At 66.7% G+C, this 16,610-nt stretch carries 11 protein-coding genes; 5 read left to right on the forward strand and 6 right to left on the reverse strand.

Annotated features, from left to right (window positions below; all coding sequences use genetic code 11):
- Positions 1-93 precede the first annotated feature (93 nt).
- The 3 genes from ACCQ04_RS16470 (at position 94) to ACCQ04_RS16480 (ending at position 2,935) form a co-directional block, all read left to right on the forward strand.
- The gene (locus tag ACCQ04_RS16470) at positions 94-747 is read left to right on the forward strand and encodes a TetR/AcrR family transcriptional regulator (RefSeq protein ID WP_065032828.1); all 654 of its coding nucleotides are present in this window, start codon (positions 94-96) and stop codon (positions 745-747) included.
- A 128-nt stretch (positions 748-875) separates the two neighbouring features.
- Positions 876-1,532: a protein-L-isoaspartate O-methyltransferase family protein gene (locus ACCQ04_RS16475; protein WP_024938983.1), complete on the forward strand. Its 657-nt coding sequence runs from the start codon at positions 876-878 to the stop codon at positions 1,530-1,532.
- A gap of 20 nt (positions 1,533-1,552) precedes the next feature.
- Positions 1,553-2,935, forward strand: coding sequence for a TolC family outer membrane protein (locus tag ACCQ04_RS16480; protein WP_065032829.1), 1,383 nt, complete (start codon positions 1,553-1,555; stop codon positions 2,933-2,935).
- Positions 2,936-3,512: 577 nt separating this feature from the next.
- Here ACCQ04_RS16480 and waaA read toward each other — a convergent pair.
- Positions 3,513-4,829, reverse strand: a complete 1,317-nt coding sequence (gene waaA / locus ACCQ04_RS16485; protein WP_226427422.1) for a lipid IV(A) 3-deoxy-D-manno-octulosonic acid transferase — start codon at positions 4,827-4,829, stop codon at positions 3,513-3,515.
- Positions 4,830-4,905: 76 nt separating this feature from the next.
- Between waaA and ACCQ04_RS16490 the strand changes: the two genes are divergently transcribed.
- On the forward strand, positions 4,906-5,826 hold the full coding sequence (locus ACCQ04_RS16490; protein WP_372358565.1) for an LpxL/LpxP family Kdo(2)-lipid IV(A) lauroyl/palmitoleoyl acyltransferase: 921 nt from the start codon (positions 4,906-4,908) through the stop codon (positions 5,824-5,826).
- 61 nt (positions 5,827-5,887) lie between these two features.
- Here ACCQ04_RS16490 and ACCQ04_RS16495 read toward each other — a convergent pair whose 3' ends face one another.
- From ACCQ04_RS16495 to ACCQ04_RS16505, 3 genes are read right to left on the reverse strand one after another with little or no spacing between them, the layout of a single operon-like run.
- Positions 5,888-7,222 (reverse strand): O-antigen ligase family protein, encoded by a 1,335-nt coding sequence (locus ACCQ04_RS16495; RefSeq protein ID WP_102251310.1) that lies wholly within the window; start codon positions 7,220-7,222, stop codon positions 5,888-5,890.
- Entirely contained in the window at positions 7,203-8,315 is a 1,113-nt protein-coding gene (locus tag ACCQ04_RS16500; protein ID WP_372358566.1) for a glycosyltransferase, read from the reverse strand. The genes ACCQ04_RS16495 and ACCQ04_RS16500 overlap by 20 nt, the downstream gene beginning before the upstream one ends.
- Positions 8,316-8,325: 10 nt before the next feature.
- Positions 8,326-8,523 (reverse strand): zinc-finger domain-containing protein, encoded by a 198-nt coding sequence (locus ACCQ04_RS16505; protein WP_016902555.1) that lies wholly within the window; start codon positions 8,521-8,523, stop codon positions 8,326-8,328.
- A gap of 316 nt (positions 8,524-8,839) precedes the next feature.
- On the opposite strand from ACCQ04_RS16505, the gene ACCQ04_RS16510 reads away from it, so the two are divergent.
- On the forward strand, positions 8,840-12,202 hold the full coding sequence (locus tag ACCQ04_RS16510; RefSeq protein WP_372358567.1) for a GH92 family glycosyl hydrolase: 3,363 nt from the start codon (positions 8,840-8,842) through the stop codon (positions 12,200-12,202).
- A gap of 322 nt (positions 12,203-12,524) precedes the next feature.
- Here the strand turns inward: ACCQ04_RS16510 and ACCQ04_RS16515 are convergent, their stop codons facing one another.
- The gene (locus tag ACCQ04_RS16515) at positions 12,525-14,834 is read right to left on the reverse strand and encodes an NADP-dependent malic enzyme (protein WP_024938976.1); all 2,310 of its coding nucleotides are present in this window, start codon (positions 14,832-14,834) and stop codon (positions 12,525-12,527) included.
- Between the two features lie 198 nt (positions 14,835-15,032).
- Positions 15,033-16,379, reverse strand: coding sequence for a dicarboxylate/amino acid:cation symporter (locus ACCQ04_RS16520; RefSeq protein ID WP_016902552.1), 1,347 nt, complete (start codon positions 16,377-16,379; stop codon positions 15,033-15,035).
- Positions 16,380-16,610: the final 231 nt, after the last annotated feature.

The raw sequence follows: 16,610 nt of genomic DNA on the forward strand, positions 1-16,610 counted from the left end.
GCTAACGCGGTGGCGCGATCTTTCCTGAGTGCTTCAAGGCGCAGCGCGGGCGGCGAGTATAAATATAGAACCCGATGGTCTAGTATTGGCGGCATGTCCAGCTCGCCCCCCCTCAAGTCCAAGGCCAAGAGCAACGGCCCTGGACGGCCCAAGGATCTTGGGAAACGCGCCGCCATTCTGGGCGCTGCCCGCACCATGTTCATGGAGCAGGGGTATGCCGGTGTCAGCATGGATGGCATCGCCGCGCAGGCGGGCGTGTCCAAGCTCACCGTCTACAGTCATTTTGGCGACAAGGAGAGCCTGTTTTCCGAGGCGATCCGTGCGCAATGCCAGCACATGATGCCGGACGACCTGTTCGACCACGCCCCCGAGGGCGCGCTGCGCGATCAGCTGATCGAAATCGCCGACGCCTTTTTCGCCATGGTCAGCACCGACTCGGCCATCGCCACCCACCGCATGATGATGGCGCCGGGTACCGGCGATGTGCATGTGCGCGAGATGTTCTGGGACGCCGGCCCCAAGCGAACCCAGCAGGCGCTGGCCGACTTCCTGTCCGCGCGCGTGGCCGATGGCCAGCTGAAGATCGACGACGTGGCGCGTGCGGCCTCGCAGTTCTTCTGCCTGCTCAAGGGCGAGCTGTATGCGCTGATGATGTGCGGCCTGCATGGCCAGCCCACCCGCGCGCAGGTGGACGAGCACCTGCAGGCCAGCGTGGATTTCTTCCTGAGGGCGTATGCGCCGCGCTGACCGCCCCCGGCCTTTGGTGGCGATGACTTCCGGCACTGCGCCGTTTGGCGGCGCGCAGCGATGCTAGATGCGCCAGTTGCCCCGTGCACCGGTAAAATGCCTGCCCCACCGCGTTGGATAACCGCACCATGACGATCGATTTCTCCCAGGCCCGCGAAAAGATGGTCGAACAGCAGATCCGGCCGTGGGACGTGCTGGACCTGCGCGTGCTCGAGGTGCTGGCGCGCCTGCCGCGCGAAGCCTTCGTGCCCGAGGCCTACAAGACCCTGGCCTATGTCGATGTGGAAATCCCGTTGTCGGCCGGCCACAAAATGATGAAGCCGGTAGTGGAAGGCCGCATGTTGCAGGCGCTGGATCTGCAGCCGGGCGAAGACGTGCTGGAAATCGGCACCGGCAGCGGGTTTTCCACTGCCTGCCTGGCCGCGCTGGCCCGCGAAGTGCTGAGCCTGGAGATCGACCCGGCACTGGCCGCCGCTGCACGCGCCAATCTGGATAGCAGCGGCCTGGGCAGCAACGTGCGGATCGAGACCGCCGACGTGTTTGGCTGGCAGAGCGAGCGTCGCTTCGATGCCATCTGCGTGACCGGCGCGGTCGAGTCGCTGCCGACGCAGTGGCTGCAGTGGCTGCGCCCGAACGGCCGGCTGTTCGTGGTGCGCGGTCACGATCCAGTGATGGAAGCGGTCCTGGTCCGTGGCGACGTCAACGCGCCGCGCATCGAATCGTTGTTCGAAACCGACCTCGCCTATCTCCAGGGCGCCGCACCGACGCCCCGATTCCAATTCTGATTCCCAAGGAAGCTTCCCCGATGATCCGCCGATCCCTCGTCCTGGCGCTGGCCGCCGCCCTGTCTCCGATGGCTGCGAACGCCACCGATCTGCTGCAGGTCTACGAAATGGCCCGCAACGGCGATCCGCAGCTGGCAGTGGCTGAGTCCACCCGCCTGGTCAACCGGGAAGGTCAGGTGCAGGCGCGTGCGGCGTTGTTGCCGCAGCTGGATGGTAGCGCTGGCTTCACCCAGTCGCATCGCGAACTGGAAGGCCAGCCGGGGCGCTCCACCACCAAACAACGCCAGTACGCGATTCAGGGTAGCCAGACCATCTTCAACTGGGCGCAGTTCTCCAATCTGCGTGCACAACGCGAAGTGGCCAAGGCGGCAGACTTCAACCTGGAATCAGCCAACAACGACCTGATCACCCGCACCTCGGCGGCATATTTCCAGGTACTGGTCGGTATTGAATCGCTGGCGGCAGCGGAGACCAACGAAGCGGCGGCCAAAAAGCAGTTCGACTACGCCGACAAGCGTCTGGAAGTGGGCCTGGCACCGATCACCGACGTGCACGAAGCGCGTGCTCAGTATGACCAGGCGCGCGCCGACACCATCAATGCCCGCAATACGCTCAAGGATTACTACCAGGCACTGACCGAGCTTACCGGCCAGCCCGTCGTCGGCTTGCGCGCGTTGCCGGAAGAATTCCGCCCGGAAGTACCTGCTGCCTACAGCAATGTGGATCAGTTGGTCTCCACTGCCATCGCCGATAACCCGGCGTTGAAGGCGCAGCAGCTGCAGGTCAGTGCCGCCGAGGCGCAGGTTAGTGCCGCGCGCGCTGGTCACCTCCCGACACTGAACCTGTCCGGCAGCATGGGACGAACCAATAGCTGGGGCGGTGCCACCGATATCGATACAGCTGCCGGCAACTTCACGACCAATAATCGCAACATTGATACCGATTCGATCGGCATCACGCTGTCGATTCCTATCTTTGCTGGCGGTGCCACCCAGTCGGCCGTGCGTCAGGCGCTGTCGCAGCGCGATATCCAGCAGGACACCTACGAGCAGCAGAAGCGCGCGCTGGATCGCAATACGCGCAATGCCTACCAGACCGTGGTCGCCGGCATCAGCGAAGTGGAAGCACGCCGTTTGGCCGTGGTCTCCGCGCAGGCCGCATACGACGCCTCGCAGGTGGGTCTGGAAGTCGGTACGCGCACCGTGCTGGACGTGGTGCAGAACCAGCGCACCTTGTTCCAGGCGCAGTTGAACTATGCGCAGTCGCGCTACAACTTCCTGCAGAACCGTCTGCTGCTGGGCCAGGCGATCGGCAAGCTCGACATCACCGACCTGCAGGACGTGAACCGCCTGCTGTCGCAGGATGCCGAGTCCAAGCTGCAGGGCAGTGGTTCGCTGCAGTAATGCGGGCGGATAGGTAACTAAAAAGGCGGGCGCAGGCCCGCCTTTTTTATGTCCGATGCACACGCGTACCTGGCTGCGTGCGATCCCTGCGATGACTGCGGCATTAGCAGCTGATCTGCGACTTGGCTGCAGGGCCCTTGCCCGCCCACCATCGCGGGACACGCTGCAAGTACGTCCTTGTAAGCTCTTACGCGGCCTCCATGCCGCGTCAGGTCCCGCGACAGTGAACGGGCAAGGACCAGTCGAGATGGTCGGCCGTGCAGGTTTGCAAGCAATTTCAACAAAGCAACCGGCGAACTCCCTGCTTCGGTGTCCTCGCCGGTTGCGGGACCGTGTGGCGGCATGGATGCCGCCACCGAGCCTCCACGGACCGATTCACGGCGTGTCCCGCGAACGGCGAGGACACCGCACGCTCGACCAATGCGGCTTGAGACTCTCCAGATGACGCCCAAAGCGGCTGATCACACGACTGCGCGATCGCCACGCCCTGTTGGCACTCCAAGGCCGTTGGATGACGCGCATTAGCGTGACTGCGGCAGGATCACTGCAACGCTGCAGTGCAGGCGCAGTGACATCCTCAGGACGCCGCGCCCTCGCTCACCACTGGTGGCAGGTCCGGTGCGATCTGCACCAGCGTCCGCGCCACCGCGCCCTTGCCATTGGCGACCAAGGCCAGCCCCGCCGCGGCCATCGCCTCGCGTTGGGCTGGGTCGCCGAGCAGGCGCGCAAGATCGTGGTAGACGCAGTCGGCATCGTCGCAGATGGCCACCGCATCGGCCTCGCGCATGCGCCGCGAAATCTCCGAGAAATTGTGCAGATGTGGGCCGGTGACTGCCGGCGTGCCGACTGCTGCCGGTTCGAGCAGATTGTGCCCGCCGATCGGCTGCAGGCTGCCGCCGACGAAGGCGACCTGTGCGCAGGCGTAGAAGCTCATCAGCTCGCCCAGGGTATCGATGACAAACACCTTGTCGCGCGCCTGCGGCCATTGCTGGCTCTTGCGCGTGGACACGGCCCAGCCACGCTCGCGCGCCACGGCCTCGACCTTGGGAAAGCGCTCCGGGTGGCGCGGCGCCCATAACATCAGCAGGTCAGGAAACTGCAGCAGCAGGCGCGCATGGATGTCGGCCACGGCCGCTTCCTCGCCTTCGTGTGTGCTGGCGGCAATCCACACCGGCCGCGTTGCCGGCACCTGCGTATGGAACTGCGCGACCAGCGCCTGCAACTGCGCAGGCGCGGCGATATCGAATTTGAGATTGCCCAGTGCGATCACCTGGTCGGGCCGCGCACCCAGCGTGATGAAGCGTTCGGCATCGTCGTGCGACTGCGCCGCCACGCAGGTGACGCTGCGCAGCGCGCGGCTGATCAACGGCGCCAGCAGGCGATAGCCGCGTAGCGAGCGTGCCGACAGCCGCGCATTGAGGATGTACACCGGAATCCTGCGGTCGCGGCAGCCGAACAACATGTTCGGCCACAGTTCGGTTTCCAGGATCAACGCCAGGCGCGGCCGGAAATGCTCCAGGAACCGGCCAACGCTGCCAGGTACGTCATAGGGCAGATACACGTGGTCCACCGCATCGCCCCAGACCGCGCGCACGCGCTCGGAGCCGGTGGGGGTGATGGTGGTGATGACCCAGCGGATATCCGGACGCTGCGCGCGCAAGGCATTGACCAGCGGCGCGGCGGCATTGACCTCGCCCACCGACACCGCGTGCACCCATACGCGCGGGCGACCGCAGGCATGCGTGTAAGAGGCATAGCGCTCGTTCCAGCGGTTGAAGTATTCGCGCACGCGAAAACCGCGCCACACCAGGTGGTACACCGTCACCGGCAGCAACAGGTACAACAGCGCCGAGTACAGTCCGCGCAACAGCCATTCGATCGGGTCTTTCCGCATCGCTGCAGGATACGGGAGCGTTGCGGCGTGCGCATGTGCACGCTGCCGCGCGCGCATGATCCCTTAGAATTGACGCATGTCCGAACCCGCCAACGTCGCTGTCCGCCCTTCCCTGCGCAACCCCAGGCACTGGCCGATGTATCTGGCCCTTGCCGTCATGGTGATCGCCGGGCGCCTGCCGTGGACACTGCAGCGCGCGCTCGGCCGTGGCGTGGGCTGGATCGCGATGCGCCTGGCCGGCACGCGCCGGCGCGCTGCCGAGGTCAACCTTGCGCTGTGTTTTCCCGAACAGGACGATGCCTGGCGGGCGCGGCTGTTGCGCGACAGTTTCGATGCGCTGGGCGTGGGCCTGTTCGAATTCGCGCGTGCCTGGTGGGGCAGCATCGATGCCATCCGTCCGGGCGTGCAGGTCGAAGGGCTGGAACATCTGCAGCGTCTGCAGGAACAAAAGCGCGGCGTGTTGCTGGTGTCCGGCCACTTCATGACGCTGGAGATGTGCGGGCGGCTGCTATGCGATTACGTGCCGCTGGCCGGCATGTACCGCAGGCATCGCAACCCGGTGTTCGAGTGGGCGGTCAAGCGCGGGCGGCTGCGCTATGCCACGCACATGTTCGCCAACGAGGATCTGCGCGCCACCATCAAGCACCTCAAGCGCGGCGGTTTCCTGTGGTACGCGCCCGATCAGGACATGCGCGGCAAGGACACCGTGTTCGTGCCGTTCTTCGGGCATCCGGCCTCCACCATCACCGCCACCCACCAGTTGGCGCGGCTGACCGGCTGCGCGGTGGTGCCGTACTTCCATCGGCGCGAAGGTGGCCGCTACATCCTCAAGATCGCACCGCCGCTGGCAGACATCCCCTCCGACGATGTGATCGCCGATACCGCGCAGGTCAGTGCGGCGATCGAGGACATGGTGCGCGAGGCGCCGGACCAGTACCTGTGGATCCATCGGCGCTTCAAGCGCCAGCCGGGCGGGCGCAGCGAATTTTATCGCTGATGTCGGCGGGTCTCACGCCTGCGCTGCGTGCAGCCGCAGCAGCGCACGGATGTGCGGCGGGTCAGCGCGGCGGGGGCTGATCTGCGTCGTCGTTGAGCAAGGCACCGGCATACAAGCCGGCCAGCATCAGGCTCAGCCCGCCCCAGAAGCTGGAATAGAACGCCAGATGCGTATTGAGCGGGAACACGGTTGCCACCAGCGCGATCATTGCCGGGCGTGCCTGCGCGCGCGCAGCCAGGCTGGAGTAGCGCCACGCGCGCCAGGCCTGGGCCGCACCGGCCAGCCACAGCAGCAAGCCGATCACCCCGGTTTCGGCCAGGATTTCCAGCACGATCTGATGCGCATGGAAGGCCGGCCCGTCGCCCCATGCCGGCGCCTGCGCGGGGGCCGGATTGCAGGCCGGATACGCCTGCCGAAATCCGCGTGCGCCCACGCCATTGAGCGGATGCGCGCGGATCATGCACAGCGCCGCGCCCCAGATCTGCGCACGCCCGGACAGGGCCTGGTCGACGCCCTGCTCGCCATCGCTAAAGGCCAGGGCGGTGCGCTGGATCCGCTCGCGCGCCTGCGGCGCCACCGCCACCACGCCGGCCGCCAGCAGCGCGCCGATCAGCGCCACTCCCAGCAGGCGACGGCCACCCAGCAACTGCCAGCCGGACAGCAGCACGATCACGCCATAGGTGATCCACGACGCCCGCGAACCGGCCAGCACCAACACCACCCCGACCGCCGCCGCAGCGCCTGCCCAGGCCCAGGCATGGCGCCGCCCCAGTGCCAGTAACAGGAAGGGCGACAGGCTGGCCAGGGTCTGGCCGAACTTGAGGTTGCACGGCCCCAGCACGCCGCTGAGGCGGTCGACCAGGGCCAGCTCCTGCGGCGTGCACAGGCCGTGCCCGCTGATCAGCTGCTTGATCTGATCCAGGCCGAAGAACAACGGGCTGTTGCCGAACGCGGCCTGCAGCAGCGCATCCAGCGTCCACACCGCGCCGATCACTGCCAGGCCGGTGAAGGTGCGCCGACGCCGCTGCGCATTGGCCACCGCGATCGCGCACAACCACATGAAAGGCAGATAGCGCAGATCGGTGGCCGACTTGCGCAGCGCGCGGCCCACGTCCACCGCATCGAACGCCGACAGCATCTGCGGCAACCAGTACGCGAAGAACAACACACTGGTCAGCGCCCAGGCCGCACCGCTGAGCAGCCGGGTGCCGCCGCGGAAGCGCGCATGCAGCAGGCGATACGCCGCAAACAGCGCGCCCAGCGACAACACCGTCTCGGCCAGCCCAGGCGTGGGCCACAGGGCCACGAACAGGATTACCCACAGCGGCGCCCAGCGACCGGCATCGGGCGTCAGCACGGACGCGGGAGGGATGGCCTCAGCGGCGGAGTTCGTCATAGACCTTCAGGGTGGCCGCTTGCATGGCCTGCAACGTGTAGGGAAGCACGGCGGGCGCTGTCGGCGCCTGCTGCAACAAATGAAGCGCCTGGGTGCGCAAGGCAGCGGCATCGAAGGCCGGCACCGCGCCGCCGGGTTGCAACTCGGCCAGCAGCTCGCCGACGCCGCCATGCGCCCACCCCAGCACTGGCCGGCCTACCGACAAGGCCTCCACCACGGTGCGGCCGAAGGCCTCGGGTTTGCGCGACAGCTGCAGCACCAGATCGCTGGCGGCGTAGGCCTCGGCGATGCGTGTGGTGGGTTCGGTGAAGGCGATCGCTTCGGCCACGCCCAGCCTGGTGGCCTCGGCTTCCAGCTCGCGCAGATAGGTTTCGCGGCCCGGCTCGCGCGCGCCTGGCAGCCACAACCAGGCCGGCACGCCCGCAGCGCGCACGTCGGCGAGCAGTTGCAGACCGTCGGTGTGCCCCTTCAGCCGGGTACCGCGCCCGGGCAGCAGCAGCAGTGGCGCATCGGCCGGCAGGCCGGGCAGCATGCTCTGTGCCCAGGTGCGCGCGCGGCGATCCGGATGCGGGCGACGCGGAAACTGCGCGATATCGACACCGCGCGGTATCGTGCGCAAGCGCGCGCTGTCGGTCTGCGGATAGTGCGTGCAGACGTACTCGCGCACCGTCTGCGACACGCAGATCACCCGCTCGCCGTAGGTCATCACCGCGCTGTAGCGGCTGGGCGAGTTGAGCCCGTGCACGGTGGTGACAAAGCGCGGCCGCGTGGCCTGCGGCATGCCGCGCAACGCGTACCAGCCCAGCCAGGCCGGCAGGCGCGAACGCGCATGCACGATGTCGGCGCCCAGTTCGGCGAACAGCCGGCGCAGGCCGACCACATGGCGCAAGGTCAGCAGCGACTTGCGCCCGATATCCAGGGTGAGATGTTCGCCACCGGCCTCTAGCAGCGGCTGGACCAGGCGACCGCCGGCCGACACCACCACCGCGCGGTGGCCGGCGCGCACCAGCGCAGCGGCGATTTCCAGGGTGGAGCGCTCGACGCCGCCGGACTGCAGCGCCGGCAGCAGTTGCACCACGGTCAGGCGGTGCATCCGGCCAGGATCAGTCGGCGAGCACGAACAGTGCGCCGCAGTACGGGCACTTGGCTTCGCAGTTGGGCTCGTCTTCGATCGGCAGGTATACGCGCGGATGCGAGTTCCACAACGCCATCTGCGGTGTCGGGCAGCTCAGCGGCAGATCGCTGCGATGCACGGTGTAGCGCGATTCGGCATTGGCGGGCGCGGTGGCGGTCTGGCTCATGGCGGCACGATCGTAGAGGCAAAGGCAGAGCGCGGATTCTAGCAGCCTGCGTGGTGATCGGCCCATTGAGCGGGCGATGCCGGTTCGGGTGGCGATGGTCTCGGCGCCAGCGCGGGCGCCGGCAACCTCGAGAGATGCTAAAGATCCGCCAGAGCCTGGCCCCCTACAGGCACGGCAGCGCCACCCCACCCGGACATCGCGCTTATCATCGCCTGACCATGGCGCACCGCCCCGTGCCTGCGCCCCGTGTCCGGATCGCCCGCAGCACTCGGCCGGACCTGCCCTGCGGCATCGCACCCTAAGGAGACATCGCCACGTGACCTCGTCTGTTGTGCTGTTGCACCCGCGTGAGCTGTGGCTCCGGCTGGTTGTCGCCCTGGGCTGCGCTGCGCCGCTGTCGGTGAGCGCGGCGATTGAGTTTTCGAGTTCGTTCGAGCCCGGGCAGCCGTTGCCGGTGAGCGCGGCGGCAGGCGATGTGCAGATTGCCATCGGTACCGGCCCGGCCGCGCCGTATGCGGCCAAGCCCAACGCCGGCTACAGCGGTGCGCATGCATTGCGGTATCAAAGTCATGCTGCAGGTGGGCGGCGCACCCTGTTTACCGCCGATGTCCCGATCGGTGCCGATACGACGCTGTCGTGGCTGGTATTGCCGGAGAGTGTGGGCGGCGAGCATGCGGCATCGACCTACGTGTCACTGGATCTGCTGCTGGACGACGGCACGCGCGTGTCTGCCAGCGCTGCGCGGGATCAGCATGGCGTCGCGCCAGCTGCGCAGGCGCAAGGCGAGTCGAAGACGCTGTATCCGCAGCAATGGGCACGCAAGGCGGTGCGGCTGGGCGACGTGCCCGGCCTGCGTGGCCGCCGTGTGCGTGCGATCGAGCTGGACGTTGCGCCGCCCGCAGGCGCGACCAGTGCCGGTTGGATCGACGACATCGCGCTTGCCGAGGTGCCGCTGACGCCGGCAACGCGTCCGTCGGATTGGGTGCTGACCACGCGCGGCACGCAATCCAATGGCACGTTCTCGCGTGGCAATAATTTCCCTGCAACGGCCGTGCCGCATGGCTTCAACTTCTGGACGCCGGTGACCGATGCGGGCACGCTGACCTGGCTGTATCGCTGGAACGAACACAACGATGCAGACAATCGCCCACGCCTGCAGGCCTTGTCGCTCAGCCATCAGCCCAGCCCGTGGATGGGCGACCGCCAGACCTTTCAGGTGATGCCGTCGTTGGCCGCCGGCGTGCCGCCAGCCGATCGCAAACAACGTGCACTGGCGTTTTCGCACGCCAATGAAACTGCGCGTCCCTATCGCTACGCGCTGCAGTTGGACAACGGGATCCAGGCCGAGATCGCACCGGCCGACCATGCCGCGCTGTTCCGCTTTCGCTTCCCGGTGCAGGGTGATGCCAATCTGGTGTTCGACAATGTGGACGCGCGCGGCGCGCTGCGCCTGGATGCGGCAACACAGACGCTCTCCGGCTACACCGATGTGCGTAGCGGGCTATCGACCGGGGCCACGCGCATGTATGTCTATGCCAGCTTCGACACGCCGTGGAAAACCAGCGGCCTGAGCGATACCGGCCGGCCCACCGGCTGGATCAAGTTCGATGCCGGCAGCACCCGGCAGGTGCAGATGCGCATTGCCACCTCGCTGATCTCGCTGGATCAGGCCAGGCACAACCTGGCCCTGGAAATCGCGCCGCAGGCGACATTCGAGCAGGTTGCCGCGCGTGCGCAGGACGCCTGGGATGCGTTGCTGGGACGCCTGGAGGTGCCCGATGCCAGCGCCGACCAGAAGACCACGCTGTACTCCAACCTGTACCGCCTGCACCTGTATCCCAACTCCGGCCATGAGAACGTCGGCAGCGCCAGCGCACCGGACTGGCGTTACGCGAGCCAGAGCAGTTGGTCGGACGACAACATCGATGCCAGCGCGGTGCGCAGCTTTGCGCCGATCCGCAATGGCCGGGTCTATGTCAACAACGGCTTGTGGGACACCTTTCGCACCGCGTGGCCGGCGTACGCCTTGTTCGCGCCCGACGATGCCGGTGCGCTGGTGCAAGGCTTTCTGGAGCAGTCGCGCGCGGGCGGCTGGGTGGCGCGCTGGTCGTCGCCCGGCTATGCCGATCTGATGGTCGGCACCAGTTCCGACGTGGCCTTTGCCGATGCCTGGCTCAAGGGCGTGCAGGGCTTCGATCCGCTCGAGGCGTATGTTGCCGCACGCAAGAACGCCACCGTGGTGGCGCCCGACAGGCATGTCGGCCGCAAGGGCATGGCGCGTTCGACCTTTCGCGGTTATGCCGATACCGACACCCACGAAGGCATGTCGTGGTCGATGGAAGGCGCACTCAACGACTTCGGTATCGCCAACATGGCCGATGCGCTGGCCACGCAGGCGAAAACAGCCACGGCGCGCGAGCGTTACGCGACCGAGGCTTTGTATTTCCGTCACCGCGCGGCAGGCTATTCGGCACTGTTCGATCCGGCGATCGGGTTCTTCCAGGGCCGCACCCCGGACGGCACCTGGCGCGTGGACGCGGCACAGTACGATCCGCGCGTCTGGGGCCACGATTACACCGAATCCAGCGGCTGGACGTTTGCGTTCACCGCACCGCACGATGGGCAAGGCCTGGCCGCGTTGTATGGAGGACGCGCCGGTCTGGCAGCGAAGCTGGATACGTTCTTCGCCACCCCCGAGACCGCCGAGGCCAGGTTCGCCGGCTCTTACGGCTCCACCATCCACGAAATGACCGAAGCGCGCGACGTGCGCATGGGCATGTACGCGCACAGCAACCAGACCGCGCACCATATCCCGTGGATGTACCTGTACGCCGGGCAGCCGTGGAAGACGCAACGCCTGACCCGCGAGATCCTGGCGCGCCTGTACCTGGGCAGCGAGATCGGCCAGGGCTACCCCGGCGATGAGGACAATGGCGAAATGTCGGCGTGGTATCTGTTCGCAGCGATGGGCTTGTATCCGTTGCGCATGGGTACGCCGGCCTATGTGATCGGCTCGCCGCTGTTCACGCACGCCAGCCTGCGTTTGCCGAACGGCGGGACGCTGACGGTCAATGCGCTGCAGAATTCGCCGCAAAACGTGTACGTGCAATCGCTCAAGGTCAACGGCAAGCCCTGGCGCAAGACCTGGTTGCCGCATGCAGACATCGCCAGGGGTGCGACGCTGGACTTCGTCATGGGGCCGACGCCCTCGCGCTGGGGCACCGGGCCGGACGATGCGCCGCCATCGCTGACGCCTGCGGGTGAACGTCCTGCCCCCTTGCGCGATGTGCTCGGAGACACGGCGCGCATCACCCTGGCCGATGGTGGCGATGTCCCGGCACTGCATGACGACGATGCCGGGACGGTCGCTGCAGTTGCATCGGCATCGGCACTGACGTTCAGCGGCATGGCGCGCGGCACGCCGACGCTCTACACGCTGACCAGCGGCAACGCGGCGATTGCGGCAAGCGGATGGACGCTGGAAGCGCGGACGGCCGATGGTGCGTGGAAGGTGGTCGATCAGCGCCGCGAGGAAACGTTTGACTGGCCATTGCAGACGCGGCCGTTTCGCATTGCCTCCCCGGGTGCATATGCCGAGTATCGGCTGCGATTCAGCGCACCTGCGAAACTGCAGCTGGCGGAGATCGAGTTGCTGGGGGCTGAGCCTGCGGCGCGTTGAGGCGCCGGTCTCGCATCGCTGATCGCGCTGCTTTCTGCAGGCAGGCGACTGCAGGATGCAGGCACCCGCTCACGCGATCGACGGAGTTACACGGGGGCTGCCGGAGCGGGGTTTTACTGCAACGTCAGCAGCGCTGGTGATCGTCCCCTCACCCCAACCCCCGCTCCGCGCGCCGGCCCGCGCTTGCGGCGCGGGCGCTTCAAGGCACGCGTGCCAGTGGCGCGCAAGCAGTGCCTTGTCGCCCCGATGGGAGAGGGGCGTTGGCGCGGCACGCGGGGTGCCGCTAGCGGATCGGTCTTTGATGTTTCCCGGTGGGGGAATCTCAATCGCTATTTTTTTCGCTGGCGGTCTTCTCGGCATCGCGCTGCCGGCGGATCTGCGCATCCACCGCCGCAATCGCGGTCATGTTCATCACCCGGCGCGAGGTGGCGCTGGTGGTGAGGATGTGCACCGGCTTGGAGATGCCCATCAGGATCGGGCCGATCGCCACGCCGTCGGTGAACACGCGTACCAGGTTGTAGGCGATGTTGGCCGCTTCCAGGTTCGGCAGCACGAACAGGTTGGCGCGGCCCTTGAGCGTGCTGTTGGGCATGATCTGCTTGCGCAGCGCCTCGTCCCAGGCGGTGTCGCCCTGCATTTCGCCGTCGATGTTGAGCTCGGGCTTTCGCTTGAGCAGGGCTTCGCGCACCTGGCGCATCTTCAGCGCATCGCGCGAGTCGTGGCTGCCGAAGTTGGAGTGCGACAGCAGCGCGATATTGGGCTCGATGCCGAACAGCTTGAGGCGGTAGGCAGCCTGCAGCGTCGCTTCGACCACCTGCTCGACGGTGGGGTCTTCCTGCACATGCGTGTCCAGGAAGAAGAACACGCCCAGCTGGTTGATCACGCCGGTCATCGCCGAGGTGGAGCTCACCCGCGGCTCCAGCGGAATCACGCTGCGTGCGTAGCCCAGCTTCTTGTGGAAGCGGCCGACCACGCCGGACAGCATCGCATCGGCTTCGCCACGCGCCACCATCACCGCCGCGATCAGGGTCGGACGCGAGCGCATCAGTTCCTTGGCGGCGGTGACGGTCACGCCGCGACGCTCGGTGAGCGCGTGGTAGTACTGCCAGTATTCGTTGAAGCGGGGATCGTCGAGGATGTTGGTGATCTCGAAATCCACTCCGGCGGTCAGGCGCAGGCCCATGCGCTCGATGCGCGCCTCGATGACGTCCGGGCGGCCGATCAGGATCGGGAACGCCAGGCCTTCGTCGACGACGTTCTGCACCGCGCGCAGCACCACTTCCTCTTCGCCCTCGGCATACACCACGCGCTGCTTGTCGGCGCGCGCGCGGTCATAGACCGGCTTCATCATCAGGCTGGTGCGGTAGACGAACTGGCCGAGCTTGTCGCGGTAGGCCTCCATGTCGGTGATCGGGCGCGTGGCCACGCCCGAATCCATCGCCGCCTGCGCAACGGCGGACGACAGCTCCACCAGCAGGCGCGGGTCCAGCGGACGCGGAATCAGGTATTCCGGGCCGAAGCTCGGGGTCTCGCCGCCGTAGGCCGCGCCCAGGTCGGAGGCCTCGCGCCGCGCCATCGCCGCAATCGCCTTGACGCAGGCGATCTTCATTTCCTCGTTGATGCCGGTGGCGCCCACGTCCAGCGCGCCGCGGAACAGATACGGGAAGCACAGCACGTTGTTGATCTGGTTCGGGTAGTCCGAACGGCCGGTGCCGATGATGCAATCCGGACGCACCGCCTTGGCCGCTTCCGGGGTGATTTCCGGGTTGGGATTGGCCAGCGCGAAGATCACCGGCTGGCGCGCCATGCTGGCGACCATCTCCGGCTTGAGGATGCCGGCCGCCGACAGGCCCAGGAAGATGTCCGCACCCTCGACGATCTCGGCCAGGGTGCGCTTGTCGGTGTCGCGCGCGTAGCGCTGCTTGTCCGGGTCCAGGTCGGTGCGGCCGGTGTGGATCACGCCGTCGCGGTCCAGCGCCAGGATGTTCTCCGGCTTCAGGCCCAGCGAGACCAGCATGTTGACGCAGGAGATGCCGGCCGCGCCCATGCCGGTGGTGGCCAGCTTGACCTCTTCGATCTTCTTGCCGGTGACCACCAGCGCGTTGAGCACGGCGGCGCCGACGATGATCGCGGTGCCGTGCTGGTCGTCATGGAACACCGGGATGTTCATGCGCTCGCGCAGCTTGCGCTCGACGATGAAGCACTCCGGCGCCTTGATGTCTTCCAGATTGATGCCGCCGAAGGTCGGCTCCAGGCTGGCGATGATGTCGACCAGCTTGTCCGGGTCGTTCTCGTTGATCTCGATGTCGAACACGTCGATGCCGGCGAACTTCTGGAACAGCACGCCCTTGCCTTCCATCACCGGCTTGGAGGCCAGCGGACCGATATTGCCCAGGCCCAGCACCGCGGTGCCGTTGGTGATCACCGCCACCAGATTACCGCGCGCGGTGAGCTCGCTGGCCTGGGTGGGTTCCTCGACGATCGCCTCGCAGGCGAAGGCCACGCCCGGCGAATACGCCAGCGACAGATCGCGCTGGGTCAGCATCGGCTTGGTCGCGGTGACCTTGATCTTGCCGGCCGGCTGCTGGCGGTGGTAGTCGAGGGCGGCCTGTTTGAAGTCGTCGTTGGACATCGGCTGTGTGGGTCTCGAAGGCGCAGGAGGGCTGAATTCTACCCTTCTGCCTGAACAAGGGCCTGTCGCGCAGCTGTCGGCGTGGCAGGAAGATCGCAGGCTGCAGCGCGTCGTGCGCGGCGGCCAGGGTGGGCTGGAAGCGGAAACGGCCCTGCACCCCGCCGGCAGCGCCGACGGAATACAGGGCCGTAGGAAGCATCAGCGTGCGCTGATCGGGGCGACGACGTCGGTCGAGGCCACCGGTGCCTGCAGCGGCGGCGAGCCGCCATCCAGCACCAGCTTGAGCTGGTCGCGGTCCAGCGCATTTTCCCAACGCGACACCACCACGGTGGCAACCGCGTTGCCGATGAAGTTGGTCAGCGAGCGGCACTCGCTCATGAAGCGGTCCACGCCCAGGATCAGCGCCATGCCGGCCACCGGCACGTCCGGCACCACCGACAGCGTGGCGGCCAGGGTGATGAAGCCGGCGCCGGTCACGCCGGCCGCGCCCTTGGAGCTGAGCATTGCCACCGCCAGCAGGGTGATCTGCTGGCCCAGGCTCAGGTCCACATTGGTGGCCTGGGCGATGAACAACGCGGCCAGGGTCATGTAGATGTTGGTGCCATCGAGATTGAACGAGTAGCCGGTCGGCACCACCAGGCCCACCACCGACTTCTCGCAGCCGGCCTTTTCCATCTTCTCCATCAGCGACGGCAGTGCCGACTCCGACGAGGAGGTCCCCAGCACCAGCAGCAGTTCGGCCTTGAGGTAGCGGATCAGCTTGAGCACCGAAAAGCCGCACAACCGGCACACGATGCCCAGGATCACCAGCACGAAGAACAGCGAGGTCAGGTAAAACGACCCCACCAGCCAGGCCAGATTGACCAGCGATTCCACCCCGTACTTGCCGATGGTGAAGGCGATCGCACCGAACGCACCGATCGGCGCGGCCTTCATCAGCATGTGCACCAGGCGGAACACCGGCGCGGTCAGCGCTTCCAGGAAGCTCAGCACCGGGCGGCCACGCTCGCCGACCAGGGCCAGCGCGATCCCGAACAGCACCGCCACGAACAGCACCTGCAGGATGTTGCCATCGACGAACGCGCTGACCAGCGTGGCCGGGATGATGTCCATCAGGAAGCCGACCAGGCTCAGCTCGTGCGACTTCTGCACGTAGGTGTTGACCGCGCTCTGGTCCAGCTCGGCCGGGTTGATGTTCATGCCGGCGCCGGGCTGCACCACGTGCGCCACGATCATGCCCACGATCAACGCCAGCGTGGAGAAGAACAGGAAGTAGGTCATCGACTTGGCGAAGACCCGGCCCACCGTCTTGAGGTGGGTCATGCCGGCGATGCCGGTGACGATGGTCAGGAAGATCACCGGGGCGATGATCATCTTCACCAGCTTGATGAAGGCATCGCCCAGCGGCTTCAGGCTTTCGGCGAAGGCCGGCTCGAAGTGGCCCAGCAGGGCACCCAGGACGATCGCCACCACCACCTGGAAATACAGCTGACGGTAAAACGGGACGGGCGCCGGCAAGGGGCCGGCAGGCTTGCTGATGTGCATGACGCCACTCCGAGGGAACATAGAGGGTGCCTGAGCAGGTACCCGGTGCGGGCATTCTGGCCGTACGTCACAGCCCGAGCCGATAGCCCATTGGTACTACGCACTGTCCCCGGGCTGAACGTCGCCTTACACTTCAGCCGCGCCACCACCGGCCGTTAATTCCGTTTAACGCAGACACCGATTCCTGTGTTGTTGGCCGTCCGGAACCTGCGCGCTTGCTGAAGCTGTTCA

Origin of the sequence: Xanthomonas sp. NCPPB 2866 (assembly GCF_041475745.2) — a bacterium.
In the GTDB taxonomy this organism is placed as follows: domain Bacteria; phylum Pseudomonadota; class Gammaproteobacteria; order Xanthomonadales; family Xanthomonadaceae; genus Xanthomonas; species Xanthomonas arboricola.

Coding starts and splice junctions, on each gene's coding strand:
- ACCQ04_RS16470 (WP_065032828.1), top strand. CDS start 94: ATGTCCAGCTCGCCCCCCCTCAAGTCCAAGGCCAAGAGCAACGGCCCT.
- ACCQ04_RS16475 (WP_024938983.1), top strand. CDS start 876: ATGACGATCGATTTCTCCCAGGCCCGCGAAAAGATGGTCGAACAGCAG.
- ACCQ04_RS16480 (WP_065032829.1), top strand. CDS start 1,553: ATGATCCGCCGATCCCTCGTCCTGGCGCTGGCCGCCGCCCTGTCTCCG.
- waaA (WP_226427422.1), bottom strand. CDS start 4,829: ATGCGGAAAGACCCGATCGAATGGCTGTTGCGCGGACTGTACTCGGCG.
- ACCQ04_RS16490 (WP_372358565.1), top strand. CDS start 4,906: ATGTCCGAACCCGCCAACGTCGCTGTCCGCCCTTCCCTGCGCAACCCC.
- ACCQ04_RS16495 (WP_102251310.1), bottom strand. CDS start 7,222: ATGACGAACTCCGCCGCTGAGGCCATCCCTCCCGCGTCCGTGCTGACG.
- ACCQ04_RS16500 (WP_372358566.1), bottom strand. CDS start 8,315: ATGCACCGCCTGACCGTGGTGCAACTGCTGCCGGCGCTGCAGTCCGGC.
- ACCQ04_RS16505 (WP_016902555.1), bottom strand. CDS start 8,523: ATGAGCCAGACCGCCACCGCGCCCGCCAATGCCGAATCGCGCTACACC.
- ACCQ04_RS16515 (WP_024938976.1), bottom strand. CDS start 14,834: ATGTCCAACGACGACTTCAAACAGGCCGCCCTCGACTACCACCGCCAG.
- ACCQ04_RS16520 (WP_016902552.1), bottom strand. CDS start 16,379: ATGCACATCAGCAAGCCTGCCGGCCCCTTGCCGGCGCCCGTCCCGTTT.